At 36.1% G+C, this 17177-nt stretch carries 14 protein-coding genes; 9 read left to right on the plus strand and 5 right to left on the minus strand.

The window, feature by feature from the left end; genetic code table 11:
* Positions 1 to 169 precede the first annotated feature (169 nt).
* From BMW64_RS03565 to BMW64_RS03590, 6 genes are all read left to right on the plus strand, one after another.
* On the plus strand, positions 170 to 3577 hold the full coding sequence (locus BMW64_RS03565; protein ID WP_089998441.1) for a T9SS type B sorting domain-containing protein: 3408 nt from the start codon (positions 170 to 172) through the stop codon (positions 3575 to 3577).
* Between the two features lie 140 nt (positions 3578 to 3717).
* Positions 3718 to 4506: a hypothetical protein gene (locus BMW64_RS03570; RefSeq protein WP_089998442.1), complete on the plus strand. Its 789-nt coding sequence runs from the start codon at positions 3718 to 3720 to the stop codon at positions 4504 to 4506.
* A 159-nt stretch (positions 4507 to 4665) separates the two neighbouring features.
* On the plus strand, positions 4666 to 5451 hold the full coding sequence (locus BMW64_RS03575) for a DUF6759 domain-containing protein (RefSeq protein WP_089998443.1): 786 nt from the start codon (positions 4666 to 4668) through the stop codon (positions 5449 to 5451).
* A gap of 75 nt (positions 5452 to 5526) precedes the next feature.
* The gene (gene trmB / locus BMW64_RS03580) at positions 5527 to 6204 is read left to right on the plus strand and encodes a tRNA (guanosine(46)-N7)-methyltransferase TrmB (RefSeq protein ID WP_089998444.1); all 678 of its coding nucleotides are present in this window, start codon (positions 5527 to 5529) and stop codon (positions 6202 to 6204) included.
* A gap of 142 nt (positions 6205 to 6346) precedes the next feature.
* A complete protein-coding gene (locus BMW64_RS03585) occupies positions 6347 to 6988 on the plus strand; it encodes a DUF6759 domain-containing protein (RefSeq protein WP_089998445.1) in 642 nt (213 codons plus the stop codon).
* Positions 6989 to 7257: 269 nt separating this feature from the next.
* Positions 7258 to 7713, plus strand: coding sequence for a DUF6759 domain-containing protein (locus BMW64_RS03590; protein ID WP_089998446.1), 456 nt, complete (start codon positions 7258 to 7260; stop codon positions 7711 to 7713).
* 76 nt (positions 7714 to 7789) lie between these two features.
* Here the strand turns inward: BMW64_RS03590 and rpsB are convergent, their stop codons facing one another.
* From rpsB to rplM, 3 genes are all read right to left on the minus strand, one after another.
* Positions 7790 to 8551, minus strand: a complete 762-nt coding sequence (rpsB, locus tag BMW64_RS03595; RefSeq protein WP_089998447.1) for a 30S ribosomal protein S2 — start codon at positions 8549 to 8551, stop codon at positions 7790 to 7792.
* 207 nt (positions 8552 to 8758) lie between these two features.
* Positions 8759 to 9145 (minus strand): 30S ribosomal protein S9, encoded by a 387-nt coding sequence (gene rpsI, locus BMW64_RS03600; RefSeq protein ID WP_072883409.1) that lies wholly within the window; start codon positions 9143 to 9145, stop codon positions 8759 to 8761.
* 5 nt (positions 9146 to 9150) lie between these two features.
* Complete coding sequence (rplM, locus tag BMW64_RS03605; protein ID WP_027381190.1) at positions 9151 to 9606, minus strand: 50S ribosomal protein L13; 456 nt, start codon at positions 9604 to 9606, stop codon at positions 9151 to 9153.
* Between the two features lie 320 nt (positions 9607 to 9926).
* On the opposite strand from rplM, the gene BMW64_RS03610 reads away from it, so the two are divergent.
* Entirely contained in the window at positions 9927 to 11039 is a 1113-nt protein-coding gene (locus BMW64_RS03610; protein WP_089998448.1) for a DUF3667 domain-containing protein, read from the plus strand.
* On the opposite strand, the gene BMW64_RS03615 is transcribed toward BMW64_RS03610, so the two are convergent.
* Positions 11036 to 11368, minus strand: coding sequence for a hypothetical protein (locus tag BMW64_RS03615; protein ID WP_089998449.1), 333 nt, complete (start codon positions 11366 to 11368; stop codon positions 11036 to 11038). The two genes, BMW64_RS03610 and BMW64_RS03615, sit on opposite strands and share 4 nt — an antisense overlap.
* Before the next feature lie 258 nt (positions 11369 to 11626).
* Between BMW64_RS03615 and BMW64_RS03620 the strand changes: the two genes are divergently transcribed.
* Positions 11627 to 14974: a methylmalonyl-CoA mutase family protein gene (locus tag BMW64_RS03620; protein ID WP_089998450.1), complete on the plus strand. Its 3348-nt coding sequence runs from the start codon at positions 11627 to 11629 to the stop codon at positions 14972 to 14974.
* A gap of 741 nt (positions 14975 to 15715) precedes the next feature.
* Entirely contained in the window at positions 15716 to 16426 is a 711-nt protein-coding gene (locus tag BMW64_RS03625; protein WP_089998451.1) for a Dph6-related ATP pyrophosphatase, read from the plus strand.
* Positions 16427 to 16437: 11 nt separating this feature from the next.
* On the opposite strand, the gene BMW64_RS03630 is transcribed toward BMW64_RS03625, so the two are convergent.
* Positions 16438 to 17163 carry a hypothetical protein gene (locus tag BMW64_RS03630; protein WP_089998452.1) on the minus strand — a complete coding sequence of 242 codons (726 nt, stop codon included), beginning with the start codon at positions 17161 to 17163 and terminating at the stop codon, positions 16438 to 16440.
* Positions 17164 to 17177: the final 14 nt, after the last annotated feature.

The raw sequence follows: 17177 nt of genomic DNA on the forward strand, positions 1-17177 counted from the left end.
TGGCTGTCTTTAAAGGCAGCCATTTTGATAATATTTATAATAAATTGTGGTCTAATAACATGATTTTACATAGATTTTGTCTAATGATAATGATGGTTTAACGGTTTTTTAATATTTTCAATAAAACAATGTATATTATTATTAAATTTGTGATAAAAGTAATAACTGAATGAAGAAACTTCTATCTCTTTTATTTTTATTTTATTTTTTCACCTCTGCTTTTTCGCAATTGGACAGGGAGCATTGGTTTGCCCCGATGGTTGACAGAACAGGAAACCCCAACCCTTATCAGAAGCTTTATCTTTCTACAAACCGTATTACCCCATTTCCGGTAAGCATCTATAATAATAATGTTTTAATTGCAACTGTAAATATCAGTAAAAATAATCCTCAGAAGATTGATATCCCTAGGGAATATATTATTACAACACAACAAACCGATCTATTTACCCCGACAACAAAGGGGCTTTATGTAAAGGCTGAATTTCCATTTTATGCCAACTTAAGATTTTCGGTGTTTAACCACGCTGAAATCATTACTTCTAAAGGCATACCTTCCACCGGAAAACTTTTTTATGCCGCCACCGCACCCATTACGGTAAGTAACAACATCCTGAATTTCATGGCGAGTATTCTTGCAACAGAAGATAATACAACGGTTACCGTATCAGGATATAAGCCCGGTGTACAGTTTTCTAATGTAACTACCGGCATTACCAATCCTACAATTACTTTTACTTTAAACAAAGGCCAATCATACATTATCGATGGAATAGCAAATGTTCCCGGAAATGGAAATTCTGATGGTTTCATTGGTGCTAAAATTGTATCCAACAAGCCCGTAAATGTTACAAACGGTAACTTTAACGGACAATATGCCGGAAATTTTGACTCCAGCTCTGATATACTTATGGATCAGGCTGTTCCTGTAGAAAGACTTGGTAACGAATTTGCGCTTGTAAAAGGGAACGGAACCATCGGTTCCAATATGGAAGGCGCACTTATTGTTGCCACTGAAAATAACACAGAAATTCGGGTTAACAACGAATTACTGCCTATTGCCACTTTAAATATCGGGCAATATTTTATGATTCCTGACTCCAAATATCAGCTTCAGGGAAGTGGCCATTACAATTTGTATATAAAAACTTCTAAAAATGCCTATGTATATCAGGTTCTTGCAGGAGCAAGCACATCAGGGAACGAAGTGGCCACCGGTGGCTTCAACTTTATTCCGGCACTCAACTGCTATCTTCCTAAACAAATTAATGAGCTTGGACTTATTGATGAAAATTTTGTTTATTCAAACGGAAATCCTACAGGAATTTTAAACATTCCTACAAAATTAAATCTTATTACAGAACGTGGTGCCGTTGTAACGGTAAACGGAGTGGTACCTCCTGCTTCTACAGGTCCTTTTAATATGACCGGAACCAATAACTGGGTGACATACGGTATCCCAAATACTACTGGTACGATTACTGTCGTTTCGTCTAAAGCGATCATGGCCGGAATCAATGCAGGAAGTGACGCTGTGGGATATGGAGGTTTTTTTGCCGGTTTTCCTACCCAGCCAGTGATCTTAAAATCCGGAGGAGATTGTGTTCCTGGAATTGTATTAACAGTAGATCCTATCATTTACGATACATATCAATGGTACAATAACGGCAATATCATTCCTGGAGCAACCAGCCCATCGATAACACCTACGGGATCCGGATATTATACATGTTCTGTAACAATGGGAAGCTGTGCTCCATTAGTGACCGAACAGTATAAAGTGCTCAACTGTACCAAATTTTCATCGATAAGTTATGATGTCTGTAATACAAAAACCATTACCCCGACATTTACAACGTCGACACAGACTCCTGCTCCTTCAACTGTTTCTGTTGTTACAGCGCCAACTTTAGGAACAGCCACGGTAAATGCTGCAACCGGAATTATCACTTACACGGTAACCAATCCCGGAACAACAGGAACCGATACTTTCACCTACACTTTCTGCGGAAATGATCCGGATTTCCCGGATTGTGAAACTGTTACTGTCACTATTAATATCCAAGCCTTAACGGTTAATAATGCAACGCTCAATGCCTGCGATAACGGATCCGGACAAGGTATATTTAATTTAACGACCGCCGTTGTTACAAATAATTCGCCGGTAACCATTACTTATTATCCATCTTTGCTTACCGCTCAAAATGAAACTCCCGGAACCAACATATCAAACCCTACTTCTTATTCTGCAGCCAATGGAACTATCGTTTACGCTGTAGTGAAAAACAGTCTTGGTTGTAAAAGTATTGCGCAGATTACCCTAAATCTGTATCCTTATGCAGTGGTAGTCAATAATTATACGGGATCATTTTGTGATGATAATCTGGATGGTATAGTAAATGTTGTTTTATCAAATATAACTCCTATTGTATTGAATAACCCGACTTATTTTACAGGAGTAAGATATTATGGGAACATAGATGATGCAAATTCAGGCAACAACAATACGCTTCCTGACAACTGGTCTTACACGGCCACCACAACCATATACATCAGAGTCGATTCTCCAAATGGTTGTTCTCCGGTAATCAAACCACTTGTGTTTACGATCGGTAGTAAACTCCCTCTTATTAAAACGACCCATTCTGTTACGGTATGCGATAATGATCTTGACGGCACAAAAAGTATTGATTTTTCATCATATATCAACCAATTTACGGCAGAGCCCGCAGTGACGGCTACATTTCATCCGACACTGTTGGATGCTCAGAATAATACTGCAGTGCTTACAAATCCTATTACGATTACAGGAGTACAGACAATTTACATACGTTTTGAAAAGCCTGGCTCCTGTCCTAATATTGCCTCTATCATTGTTAATGTAAAAACACCTAAGCATTCTGTTCTTTTGGTGAATAAAGTCATATGTCCTAAAACTAAAACCATATTGGATGCCGGTCCCGGATTTGACAGCTATTCATGGAGTACAGGCGCTACAACCCCTTCTATCAGCAATGTAGGTCCCGGAAGTTATTGGGTCGATCTCACATTTGACGGCTGTACATACAGACAGAATGTGACCGTGACAGAATCTGTGCTACCTGCAATTACCAGTATAGAAATAAATGGCAGTACCGTAACCATAGGAGTAAGCGGCGGAACACCTCTTTATGAATATTCTCTTGATGGCAATAACTGGCAGAGCTCTAATGTTTTTATAAATGTTCCGAGGGGTAATCATACCGCTCATGTTCGTGACTCCAACCGATGTGATGAAGTGACAAGACCTTTTGTAATCATTAACCTCATCAACACTATAACGCCAAATCTTGATGGTTATAATGACACGATTGATTATTCTTCTTTAATGGATAATGAAAATATTGTCTTCAGAATATTCGATCGTTATGGAGCTGAAAGTTTCCGGGGGAATAAAGAAAACAGATTCATCTGGGATGGAAGAATTACCGGAAGACCAGTCAACACAGCTACCTATTGGTATTTTATTAGTTGGACAGAATTCGGAGGAACTACAACCGTAAAATATACAAGCTGGCTATTGGTGAAAAATTATTGATTAAATTTAACGTCAAATCATTACTTCGATTATAACATTCATTAACAATTTTTGAGTAAAGTTTAATATAACTTTAACCTGTTTTCACTACTAAAATAGGTATAAATTGATGCATTTCTGCTTAATTTTGCCTTAATTATATGAAGAAACTATTTATCCTATTGCTGTTGGTTTTTCTGATAAAAATTAACGCTCAGTCATATTCCGGGGAAGTTTTTTTAAGAGACAACTCTGTTCTATATCTTAATCAGGTGTATGTTACCAACATTACTACTCAGAAGACCGTTCTCAGTGATTATAATGGTGATTTCAATATTTCTGCCAATCCAGGTGATATTATACGTTTTACGTCTATCGTTACAGAAAGGAAAGATATCAAACTGACTCCCGAAATGATGGGCCAGAGAAATCTAATTGAGTTAAAAATTGCTTATCATGATATTCAGGAAGTCGTGATCAACAGATTCAAGCCTACAGGAAATTTGAGATATGATGTAAATGCTTTAAGAAAAGAAGACAAAGGACTGGCTATTAAAAAAGTAATAGGATTGCCTGAACCTAAAGGGGATGGTACTCCTCCTCAGCTTCCGGTTGCAGGGTTGAGGGATGGCGGACTTACCTTCAGCCTTGAGAGTATTTATGATATTCTTTCCGGAGAGCGGAAGAAAAAACAACGCTACATGGCGTATGAGAGAATGAATAATTCCGTTACACAGATTAAGAATTATTTAGGAAAAGACTATTTTACAAGATTTAAAATACCTGAAAATCTGATTGATAATTTCCTTCAGTTTGTATATACTTCAGAAAATATTGAGCCGTATATTATGGCTGGTAATTTTGAAGCCATTAAAATTCCTATCGAAAAATATCTGCCGATCTATCAGCGACGATTGAGAAACTCGCATCTTCAGGAAGTCATAAAATAAACGAATACTTATAATTAAAATGTATACCAATAATACTGCGGTATACATTTTTTTTAAGGTTTAAATTTTATCACAATTAAGTGCAGTATACAAAAAATACTATAATTCCGTTATATCTCCAGAGACTTTTAATTTTATAACAATCTTTAATATCTGTGAATGAAAAATATACTTTTGATTTTTAGCACTATTGTTTTCGTTAATATTTCGGCTCAGAAACAGGGCAAAGACTACAGTGATATTTTAAAAAGCAAAAATATATACGAAATCAATGCATTTCTGAGAGATGCTCACCCCGATGATCCCAGAAGATCCGTACTGAAACCCCGTGTCATGGAAATGATGAAGGAATATATCAAAAATGCAAAGCCTGGCGATACCAAAGTAAGACAGATGCAGGACTGGCTCGCTATGCTGAAAAGACGTCCTTCCACAAAAATATCGTTTGAGGAATTCAATGCCAACATCCGAAAAAAACAAATCGCAAAATATCAGAAAGAATTACAGGTTGGTCAATCTGCAGTCGTTTACACACCGAGTAATCCACAGAATGTTTATATAGCGCCTACCGCTACACCAACTGTTACAACTGCCGCCATACCCGACACAGAAGCTTCAGAATTCAATATGTTAATGGCAGAAAATCCCGTAGAACACAAAAATAAAACCGTAAAAATATTAAATTCACTTTTTGACAACGATCCTAATGCTAAAGAATGTATTGTCATGATTGAAAATAAATCCGACTGCAATATCATTGTCAGAATAGAAGGCATAGGCATCACAAAATACAGGCTTCCTGTTCCTGCGCATGGAGACAATTCTATCGTCGTGCAGAAAGGCGATTACCTTTTTACCAGCATCGTGTGTGGAGCGCAGTATGCCTCACAGAAAACTATACAGAAACCTTTAATGGTAGCTCTCGGAAGTTCAGCCAGGAAATAATTTCTCAATTTAATTTTATCATGTAAAGAAAGCATCTAAAATTTTGTTATTTTTGCAAGATTTTAGAAATGTTTCATGGGTAAAAATAAAATAGCAAGATTCGCAGAAAATAAAATATTACCAAACGTTGTTCAGCCTACAAGAGAAGAAGCCCTGAACGGCTTCAATCTTAAAGGAAAATGGAGAACGGAATTTTTTAAGAATGATCATCCAATCGTTCTGGAATTAGGTTGTGGTAAAGGAGAATATACTGTAGGACTTGCAAAAACTTTCCCTGAAAAGAACTTTATCGGAATTGATATTAAAGGGGCAAGATTTTGGTTTGGTGCCAAAGAAGCTCATGAGAGCAATATGCACAATGTAGCGTTTCTACGAACCCAGATCGAGCTGGTAGACTACTTTTTCGGAGAAAATGAAGTCGATGAAATATGGATCACATTCCCGGATCCTCAGATCAAGTACAAACGTACCAAGCACCGACTTACACATCCTGACTTTTTAGACAGGTACAAAAAATTCCTGAAGCCCGGCGGAATTGTTCATTTAAAGACAGATTCAGAATTTCTACATGGCTACACCCTTGGCTTTCTACAGGGAGCCGGCTATGAAATTATCTCGGCGCATCATGATATTTACGGAGCTCCTGAATATGATCCGAATACGCCGCATTTAAGGGATATCAAAACCTATTATGAAGAATTGTTTTCGGCTAAAGGAAAAACAATTACGTATATCAAGTTTAGAATTAATTAAAAACAAAAAATGATGAAAAAGCACAATTCCCCACATTCCCATTCCAGTTTATGATATTTTAGGCAATCATTGTAGTTGCTCCAAAGGATATAAATTTTATATCCTCTTATTTCTATTTATATAAAACACATTAACATCAGCTATGAAAAAAAACATCTTTATTATTTTATTATGCACCCTTATGGCGTGTAAAAGTTCTGGTATTGAAAACCGTTCCCATGACATTTTAGAAAGTACCGACATTAAGGAAATTGAAAATTATCTCGCTACCACTCACCCGGACGATCCTAAAAGAAGCGTCCTGAAACCCAAGCTCATTGCATTGAAAAACGCTGAATGGACCAAAGGTAAAAAGGATGCAAAACCAATGGAAGCCAGACCTATCATATCAGAAATTCCAAGTGGCGCTATAAAAAAGCCGAATTCCGAAGAGGCTGAAGAATTTAAACGGCTCATTGCCTCGACTTCTCAAGAGCACAAAGACAAAACCGTAAAGCTTCTCAACGCCATGTTTGATGAAGATATTAACAGCAAAGAAATTATTCTTTTATTTAAAAATCAATCCGATTGCAATCTGGTGCTGAAGATTCAGGGAAAAGACTTTTACAACATGGCTGTACCCGCAAAAGGCGAAAATTTTATTGTCATAAAAAAAGGGACTTATACCTTGACAGGAAATGTTTGTGACGTGGTTTATTCTTCCAAAAAAGATCTTAGCAAGAGTCTTTTTCTGACAATAAGCAATCCTAAACCAGCAACAGCAAAAACTACAGGGAAAAAGTAAAATGGCACTTTGCAAATTAAATCAAACCCGTGCGTCAAAATTCAGCTGGTAAAAAGGTCGATTCTTGCCTGTGCATTTTATCCTGGAAAAACGTTTCGACGCTTTAGATAAAAGGTTTCGACGTTTTGGTAAAAAGGTCCCGTGGTTTTAGATAAAACGTCTCGACGTTTCGGACGAAAGGTTTCGACGTTTTGCTATGTCCCGCTAAAATCTTTATCCATCATTATCTGAACACTAAAGATTATCTTTGTATCTATAAATGTATTGATATGAAGAAATATATTTCGTTTTCAGTTGTGCTAATTCTGTTCCTGAACAGTTGTGGCAATAAAGTTTCTAAAACAAATTATCCTGTCCGCAAACCTAATCCTGTTTCCACAAATACCGGAAGCAGTACCACTTCCGCGGCGCAGGTCGAAAGAGAATATCAGGCATTAATGAAAACATATAAATCTGAAACAGCTGAGGTTTTAACGTATTTATTGAATGATTCATCCAATGATCCCAAGACGTCAATCACCGTGGAAAACAAGTCCCGCTGCAATATGGTTCTTACCATTAGTGGCACCAACTATTTTAAAAAAGTACCTATTGGAGCCAATAAGATAGGAGCCGTAATGGTGCCTAAGAATCAAAATTACAATCTCTCAGGGATGATATGTAATGCTGTTTACCACAATACAAAATTTGTTTCAAGTTCTTATGAGGTAAAACTTTCGAATTGATTAAAACCTTTGAACGAAAACAAAAAACCGCTGAATTCAAAGAATTCAGCGGTTTTGTATGGTAAGAAAATCTTAATTATTCTGCATCGAAGTCAGCATCTTTATCAGCAGATACTACTTCTCCTTCTTCTTTAGATTTTTCTTTATCAGCTTTTCTCTGAGACTGACCTTCTTTGATAGCTTCAGAAACTACGCTAAGGATCATGTCGATAGATTTAGAAGCATCATCGTTTCCTGGGATTACGAAGTCTACTTTTCTAGGATCAGAGTTGGTATCAACTATACCGAAAACTGGAATACCTAATTTTTTAGCTTCAGTTACAGCGATGTGTTCTCTCAAGATATCAACTACAAATACAGCAGACGGAAGTCTCACCATGTCAGCGATAGAACCTAAGTTCTTCTCAAGGTTAGCTCTTTGTCTGTCTACCTGTAATCTTTCTTTTTTAGATAAAGTTTCGAACGTACCATCTTTTTTCATTTTGTCGATGGAGTTCATTTTTTTAACAGCCTTTCTGATAGTAACGAAATTCGTTAACATACCACCAGGCCATCTTTCTGTAATATAAGGCATATTAAGTTCAGAAGCGTGTTTTGCAACCACCTCTTTCGCTTGCTTTTTAGTAGCTACGAAAAGAACTTTTTTACCTGCAGAAGTTAATTTTTCTAAAGCGCTACAAGCTTCATCCAATTTAACAGCTGTTTTATGTAAGTCTACAATGTGAATACCATTTTTCTCCATAAAAATGTATGGAGCCATATTTGGGTTCCACTTTCTAGTCATGTGACCGAAGTGTACGCCAGCCTCTAGAAGGTCTTTTACATTTGCTTTTGCCATGTTTTTTGTTTTTGTTAGTTTACTTTCCGTCTTTTAAACAATCAACAACTTCTTTAGATGGGAGAAGCGTTTGGATGCTAAACGTAACGGGCAATTGGCGGTTTGCTTTTTTGCTTTTGGCAATGGGCTTGCGCCGAGATTAAGTTTAAATAAAATTTAATACATTTCTGTAGCCAATAGCTAATAGCCATTCGCCGACAGCAAATCTTAACGTTTTGAGAATTGGAATCTCTTTCTTGCTTTTTTCTGACCTGGCTTCTTTCTTTCCACCATTCTTGCGTCTCTTGTAAGTAAACCAGCTGGTTTCAATGCTAATCTGAACTCAGCGTTGATTTCGCACAAAGCTCTTGAAATACCTAATCTGATAGCTTCTGCCTGACCTGTATTTCCACCACCGAAAACGTTTACGGTAACGTCGTACTGACCAACAGTTTCAGAAAGGATAAATGGTTGGTTTAATTTGTAAACCATTACATCTGTAGAGAAGTATTCTTTAGCATCTTTACCGTTTACCGTAATATTACCAGTACCTGGCTTTACGTAAACTCTTGCTACAGAAGTTTTTCTTCTTCCGATTTTGTGAACTGTAGACATATTAATTATTTAAATTCGTTAACATTAATTGTTTTAGGCTGTTGAGCTTCATGTTTGTGCTCAGTTCCTTCATATAAATAAAGATTCTTAAGGATAGCAGCTCCAAGTCTGTTTTTTGGTAACATTCCTTTTACTGATTTTTCCAATACTTTTAAAGAATCTTTCTTTTGAAGTTCAGCCGCAGTCATAGACTTTTGACCTCCAGGATATCCTGTATGCCAGATATAAGTCTTGTCGTTCCACTTGTTTCCGGAAAGAGTTACTTTCCCAGCATTCAAAACGATTACGTTATCACCACAATCTACGTGAGGTGTGTAGTTCGTCTTGTGCTTACCTCTCAAAATCTTTGCAACCGTAGAAGCTAATCTACCTAACGGCTGTCCTTCAGCGTCTACCACAACCCATTCTTTATTAGCAGTAGCTTTGTTCGCTGAAACAGTTTTGTAACTTAATGTATTCACACGTTTTAGTTAAAGATTAAACATAATTTTCCCCTAAAAGGGTGTGCAAAGGTACAAATTATTTTCGGAATGCAAAATATATTTGACTTATATATTGATATACTTCTCCTTATATATTCGTTTAATTGATTCTTAAATAGTTGCTTATGGCAAAAATTGTAAGTGCAATATGAATAAGAAATACCGCTTAATCAAAATTAAATAATTAACTTTTTATCATGGAATTAATTAAATTTAATTTAAAAATTAATTACAAAAATTGAAGATACCATCATAATTTAAAGCAAATATGTATATTTGTTCTAAACCTTATATAAACTATGAGCCACGGAAAAATCAGAGCAGATAAAACCTGTCTTAATTGCGGTCATCTTGTTGAAGAAAGATTCTGCCCGCACTGCGGACAGGAAAATACCGAAACAAAACAGCCTTTTCATTATCTTTTTACGCATTTTATTGAAGATTTTACGCATTATGACGGTCAGTTCTGGAAAACAATCAGATATCTTTTGCTCAATCCAGGAAGGCTTACCAAAGAATATCTTACAGGAAAAAGACAGACGTATGTCGCACCGGTAAAGCTTTATATTTTTATAAGTTTCATAACCTTTCTTCTTCCCTCTTTATTTTCCGGCTCTGAAGAGTATGATGACAAGCAAAATAAGAAAGAGATTACGGCTAAAGAATTGAAGGAAAAGCAAACGGAAGAGAAAATTACCAAATTTACAGACAGTCTTGCACTGCAGCTAAAGAGTAAGAATATTAAAAATCAGAAACCAGAAACCTATAAAGATGCCAAAATTACGGAGGTCAACGGCAATGATATAGAAACTGACGCCCTATCAGAAACCAATGATGGAAAAATGAGTGTTCTCGGGGCTACCAATATGAAGCAGTTTGATTCTCTCTATGCAAAAAAAGTCAGCGATCGTCGTGTCTTTGATTTCCTGAGGCCTTTTGCATCAAAAGTATTTCATCTGCAGGATCAAGGTCTGGGAAAGGAGGAAATTCTCAACAGATTCTCCGAAACTTTTATCCATACACTTCCAAAGGCTCTTTTTGTATATCTTCCTATTTTTGCTTTTTTCCTATGGATTTTCCATAACAAAAAGAAATGGTGGTATTTTGACCATGGCATATTTACGCTCCATTATTTCTCTTTCCTGTTATTAGGGATCCTTATCCTGATATTCTTCAACAGGTTTCTCGATATGATTCCGGACAATATTTTCGTTAGTGTCTTACAGATATTAGCTTATATGGGCGGTGTTATCTATATATTTATCTACTTTTTTATAGCACACCACCGGGTTTATGAAAGTTCAAGAGGCATCAGTCTGTTAAAAGGTTTTTTACTGCTCATCATAAATTTTATAGGAATTATGTGTATGTTGCTTTTACTAATGTATATAAGCTTTATGATGATGCATTAATTACGAAGTGTTTTACTTGCTCTGAAGCTTGCAATAAGATAATAAGCAACAAAAACCGTAGAAAATTTCAGGACAGAGGGTATTGCCAATTCGAGATTGAATAATAAAGCACCAACCGCTACTAAAACTGCCATTGCCAAAAAAGACAAACCTAGCTTTTGTGGCAATGTAAAATTGGGTGTATCCAGATAATAGGCAATTCCCCAGGCAAAACCAAATGCGATAGCATAATAAATATCAAGTCCTATATTCTCTGAACTGTAAAAGAAATAATTAATTAAAAAACTTAAAACCGTTCCCAATAAAAAATAGAGCAATGCCTTTTTCATATACTTTAAATATGATGCAAAAGTAGAGAAATTAATTTGAGAATCTAAAAGGAGCTCATCATGAAATTAACTTTCCAATTTCTATATTTTTCAACCGTACAGTTAATCTCAACCTCATCTTAAACGAATGTTTGTTCCATCGGAAAATGCGCAAAAGATAAATTCCATATAAATAATTAAAAATCAAAATATTAGCAACAAATCTAAGGTTGTTATTTTATTGTTATATTTGGAATTCAGAAATTTTCTAGATTTTTTATGGAAACCCAAAAATATACTCCTAAAAACAAAGTAAGAATCGTAACAGCTGCGTCGTTATTCGACGGACATGATGCTGCGATTAATATTATGCGTCGTGTGATCCAGGGAACAGGATGCGAAGTCATTCACCTTGGGCATGACAAATCTGCTGAAGAAGTTGTCAATACAGCGATTCAGGAAGATGCCAACGCGATTGCCTTAACTTCTTATCAAGGCGGTCACAATGAATATTTTAAATACATTTATGACCTTTTAAGAGAGAAAAATTCTCCGCAAATCAAAATTTTTGGCGGCGGCGGCGGTGTTATTCTGCCTGAAGAAATCAAAGATTTAATGTCTTACGGAATCGACAGAATTTATTCCCCGGATGACGGTCGTGAGCTTGGATTACAGGGAATGATTGACGATTTAGTGCAGAGATCAGATTTCGCAACAGGAAAAGATGTGACAGCTACAGATTTGGATTCAATTAATTTCGAAAACCCTACTAGTATTGCTAAAATCATTTCAGCTGTGGAAAACTTTTCCGATGAAAAACCTGAATTAATAAAAGCCATCGACGAAAATTCAAAAGATCTACATATTCCAATCATCGGGATCACCGGTACTGGTGGAGCCGGAAAGTCTTCTTTAACTGACGAGCTGGTAAGACGTTTTCTTCGTTCCAATACCGATAAAAAGATTGCGATTATCTCCATTGACCCTTCAAAGAAAAAAACAGGAGGTGCACTTTTGGGAGATAGAATCCGTATGAACGCGATCAATGACCCGAGAGTTTATATGCGCTCAATGGCGACAAGAGAAAACAACGTTTCGGTTTCTCCGTTCATTCATTCCGCATTGAATGTGTTGAAATTAGCCCATCCCGATGTTATCATTCTAGAAACTTCAGGAATTGGACAATCCGGTTCGGAAGTTTCAGATTTCGCCGATGTTTGCATGTATGTGATGACTCCCGAATATGGAGCTTCTACACAGCTGGAAAAAATCGACATGTTGGATTATGCTGATTTGGTTGCTTTAAATAAATCGGACAAAAGAGGTGCCCTTGATGCGCTTCAGGCGGTCAGAAAACAGTTCCAGAGAAATCATTTGCTGTGGGAACAGCGATTGGACGAAATGCCGGTCTATGCGACAAAAGCATCTCAGTTCAATGATCATGGAACGACTGAATTGTACAACAGATTGGTTTCTAAAGTCAATGATAAATTCGCTGATTTAAACTTAAAAAGCTTTATTGAACAAGAAGTTACAGACGAAGTAACGATTATTCCACCGAAAAGGGTTCGTTACCTTTCTGAAATTGTTGAAAATAACAGACAATATGATGCTACCGTTGAAAAGCAGGCTGAACTGGCGAGAACAATGTACCATATTGAAGGTGTTAAAAAAATTATTTCCAACGAAACTTTAGATACTGAATACCAGAAGGCTGAAAAAGAATTACAGCAGGAAAACATCGACTTTCTGCAAAATTGGGATAGCACAAAAGAAGCTTTCAAAGCGGAGTTTTATTCATACTTCGTGAGAGGAAAAGAAATCAAAGTTGAAACCTCAACAGAATCTTTATCCCACTTAAGAATTCCAAAAATTGCTTTACCAAAATACAACGACTGGGGCGATTTAATCAAATGGAAAGGCCAAGAAAACCTTCCGGGAAGCTTTCCTTATACAGCAGGAATTTACCCTTTCAAAAGAACCGGAGAAGACCCGACAAGAATGTTTGCCGGAGAAGGAGGTCCTGAAAGAACCAACAGAAGATTCCATTACGTTTCTGCGGAAATGCCGGCAAAACGTTTGTCTACAGCGTTTGACTCGGTAACATTGTACGGACAAGACCCAGCTTTACCACCAGATATTTATGGTAAAATCGGAAATGCGGGCGTTTCAATCGCAACGTTGGATGATGCTAAAAAATTATATTCAGGATTTGACTTGGTAAATGCATTGACATCTGTTTCAATGACGATCAACGGACCTGCTCCGATGTTGTTGGCTTTCTTTATGAATGCTGCTATCGACCAGAATGTTGAAAAATATATTGCAGAAAATAATTTGGAGGCTAAGGTTGAGGCTAAGCTTAAGGAAAAGTTTGACGATAAAGGGTTGGCAAGACCAAAATATAATGGTGAATTGCCACCTTCAAATAATGGTTTAGGATTAAAGTTATTGGGAATCACCGGAGACGAAATTATTCCTGCCGATGTTTACGCTGAAATTAAAGCCAAAACCATCGCAACCGTTCGCGGAACTGTTCAGGCAGACATTTTAAAAGAAGACCAGGCTCAGAACACCTGTATTTTCTCAACTGAATTTGCCTTGAGATTAATGGGTGACGTTCAGGAATATTTTATCAAAGAAAAAGTAAGAAACTTCTACTCTGTTTCGATCTCTGGTTATCACATTGCGGAAGCGGGAGCCAATCCGGTTTCTCAGCTGGCATTTACGTTAGCAAATGGTTTCACGTATGTTGAATATTATCTGTCAAGAGGAATGGATATTAATGATTTTGCACCAAATTTATCCTTCTTCTTCTCCAACGGTATCGACCCTGAATACTCTGTAATCGGACGTGTAGCAAGAAGAATCTGGGCCAAAGCCATGAAATTAAAATACGGAGCCGATGAAAGAAGCCAGATGCTGAAATATCACATCCAGACTTCCGGACGTTCGCTTCACGCCCAGGAAATTGATTTTAATGATATCAGAACGACTTTACAGGCGTTATATGCGATTTACGACAACTGCAATTCACTGCACACAAATGCTTACGACGAAGCGATTACGACTCCAACTGAACAGTCTGTACGAAGAGCGATGGCGATTCAGCTGATTATCAATAAAGAACTTGGATTGGCTAAAAATGAAAATCCACTGCAAGGTTCATTTATTATTGAAGAATTAACGGATCTGGTGGAAGAAGCTGTTTATGCAGAATTCGACAGAATCACGGAAAGAGGCGGTGTTTTAGGTGCTATGGAAACCATGTATCAGCGTTCAAAAATCCAGGAAGAATCGATGCATTATGAGTGGCTGAAACACACGGGAGAATATCCGATCATTGGTGTAAATACGTTCCTAGGAAAAGACGGTTCGCCAACAGTACTTCCTGGAGAAGTAATCCGTTCGACGGAGGAAGAAAAACAGGCTCAGATTGAGACCTTACACAACTTCCAGAAAGCGAATGAAAATAAGTCCAATGAAGCATTAAAACAATTACAACACGCCGCTATCAATCAGCAAAACTTATTTGAAGTGATGATGGATGCCGTGAAATACTGTTCATTAGGACAGATTACCAATGCTTTGTTTGAAGTAGGTGGCAAGTATAGAAGAAACATGTAATTAACTTTTCAATTAGAAGTTTAAAAATTAATATTATAAATAAATCTCCGGGGAAATTCGGAGATTTTTCTATTTTACAATTGAATTTTAATAACTTTATACAAACTAAAATCATTTTATGGAAACACAAATTTTTATAATTATTTTAATCTGTTTATATATAAATTTCTTCAAATTATGTTCAACGGTTCCAATATGAAACCAGAAATTTTTCTAAACTTTTTTCAGGAGGGCATATAGATCCAGATATTCAGCAAAAAGTAACTCCAACTTATGTTGGTATTATGGTTATAATCAATGTAATATTATTATTTGGAATTGGATTTTTATTGTGGCAAACTAAAAATTGGTGGTTTGCTTCAATTATTTTAATTCTCATTTTCTTTTCATCGACCATTTTGCAGATGATTATTCTTTTTCCTAGTAAAAGAAGTATATATTCAAAAATGCTGCAACAGGCAATGAAAGGAAATCCTGTTGAAAATTTACAATATGTGAATAAACTTATGGAAATATTAAAATAAAATAGACTATTTGAAATCATTTTATTCAATATATTCTAAAGTAAATTCAATGCATCTTTTGTAATTTTCCCTGTTAACTACATGGAATTAAAATTTACTATACAATTTAAAAAACTAAAATTATTATAACCTGTATGAATCAGGTATATTTAGATAAAGTTTAATGTAAGAATTATACAAGATTCAACTATGTAATTTTTAAGGTCATTTTTACTGCATGAAACCCAAAGCCATCTTCAACTGGAGCAGCGGAAAAGATTCTGCGTTTGCCCTATATAAAATCGTAAAAGAAGACCAATTTGAGATCACTTCTTTGCTCACAAGTATTAATAAGGAATTCCAAAGAATATCCATGCACGGCGTTCACATTTCATTGTTGGAAAAACAGGCTGAAAGTTTAGGGTTTCCATTAATTAAAATGGAACTTCCGCAAGAACCGACCATGGAAGAATACCAGGATATGATGAGTAAAACTATGAATGAAACTAAATCTCAAGGCATTACGCATTCTGTTTTTGGAGACATTTTCCTGGAAGATTTAAGAAAATATCGAGAAGATCAATTAGAGTCTGTAGGAATTAAGGGGATTTTTCCCCTATGGAAAATCAATACCACTGATTTGATTCATGATTTTCTGGATTTAGGTTTTAAAACAATCGTGACTTGTGTGAATGAAATATATCTTGACAAAAGCTTTGCCGGAAGAATAATTGATGAAAATTTCATTAAAGATTTACCTGAAAATGTAGATCCCTGCGGAGAAAATGGTGAATTTCACACGTTCACTTTTGATGGACCGATTTTTAAGAAACCTATTGATTTTGAAATTGGGGAAATTGTGAAAAAGACCTATCCCAAGCCAAAATCAGACACTGAAAACGATGATGGTGAATATGTTTTCTGGTTTTGTGATCTGGTTTTAGAATGAAAGAGCATTCATTAATTTACCGAAAGATCCAAGAAATTTCTCATTTTATTTAAGCTCTCCCTGTGTTTCAAAAAGTTAATCATGAGAAAAATAGTCATTACATAAAGCAAATATGGAAAAACCAATGCGATGGACAATGAGAAAACTGAAACGGGATCATCTGTTTTGAAAAATTTAAAGATATGCCTGTCATCTCTTAGAGTGAGCTGAAATAGTAAATTGATACATAGTGCAAAGATGCCAAGATTTTGCTGATATACTGTATAGAAAAGCTTTTTCTGGTATTTAAAATCTTTCCTGACATACTTCCGCATATCTTTGCTGAAAACCCAACATAAAAATGGAACCAGTATAAATAATGAATGGTATAATTTTAAAAGACTATTGTAAACCTCCTGATCTGCCGATATAAAAACCAGACCGGCATTCACTAAAAAAGCAATGAATCCTAGAAGTAAGGATTTTCTGATAATATTATTATACTTTTCCTTAACAATTCTTTTTAAAATCACCGGAATTCCTCCGCTGTAAAAGACAGAATATGTCGTTGTTTTAAATTCGTCTTCCCAGATCTTCTGCGTTTTATGAAAAGCTTCTTCAAAACTTACATTCTCATTAGCCTGAATGTCTGAAATCTGTGAGATCATATGATCTTTCACTTCCAGTAAAATATCTAAGGGCAGCCTGTGAAGAATGAGATAATCGGTTACCTGTTGCTCCTGTTCTTTAAATGACATCTTATTTTAACATT

It is taken from the genome of Chryseobacterium taichungense (genome assembly GCF_900109935.1).
GTDB classification, from domain to species: Bacteria; Bacteroidota; Bacteroidia; order Flavobacteriales; family Weeksellaceae; genus Chryseobacterium; species Chryseobacterium taichungense.

Coding starts and splice junctions, on each gene's coding strand:
- BMW64_RS03610 (WP_089998448.1), top strand. CDS start 9,927: ATGAGCCACGGAAAAATCAGAGCAGATAAAACCTGTCTTAATTGCGGT.
- BMW64_RS03620 (WP_089998450.1), top strand. CDS start 11,627: ATGGAAACCCAAAAATATACTCCTAAAAACAAAGTAAGAATCGTAACA.
- BMW64_RS03575 (WP_089998443.1), top strand. CDS start 4,666: ATGAAAAATATACTTTTGATTTTTAGCACTATTGTTTTCGTTAATATT.
- BMW64_RS03565 (WP_089998441.1), top strand. CDS start 170: ATGAAGAAACTTCTATCTCTTTTATTTTTATTTTATTTTTTCACCTCT.
- BMW64_RS03630 (WP_089998452.1), bottom strand. CDS start 17,163: ATGTCATTTAAAGAACAGGAGCAACAGGTAACCGATTATCTCATTCTT.
- rpsB (WP_089998447.1), bottom strand. CDS start 8,551: ATGGCAAAAGCAAATGTAAAAGACCTTCTAGAGGCTGGCGTACACTTC.
- BMW64_RS03585 (WP_089998445.1), top strand. CDS start 6,347: ATGAAAAAAAACATCTTTATTATTTTATTATGCACCCTTATGGCGTGT.
- trmB (WP_089998444.1), top strand. CDS start 5,527: ATGGGTAAAAATAAAATAGCAAGATTCGCAGAAAATAAAATATTACCA.
- BMW64_RS03590 (WP_089998446.1), top strand. CDS start 7,258: ATGAAGAAATATATTTCGTTTTCAGTTGTGCTAATTCTGTTCCTGAAC.
- BMW64_RS03615 (WP_089998449.1), bottom strand. CDS start 11,368: ATGAAAAAGGCATTGCTCTATTTTTTATTGGGAACGGTTTTAAGTTTT.
- rpsI (WP_072883409.1), bottom strand. CDS start 9,145: ATGTCTACAGTTCACAAAATCGGAAGAAGAAAAACTTCTGTAGCAAGA.
- BMW64_RS03625 (WP_089998451.1), top strand. CDS start 15,716: ATGAAACCCAAAGCCATCTTCAACTGGAGCAGCGGAAAAGATTCTGCG.
- BMW64_RS03570 (WP_089998442.1), top strand. CDS start 3,718: ATGAAGAAACTATTTATCCTATTGCTGTTGGTTTTTCTGATAAAAATT.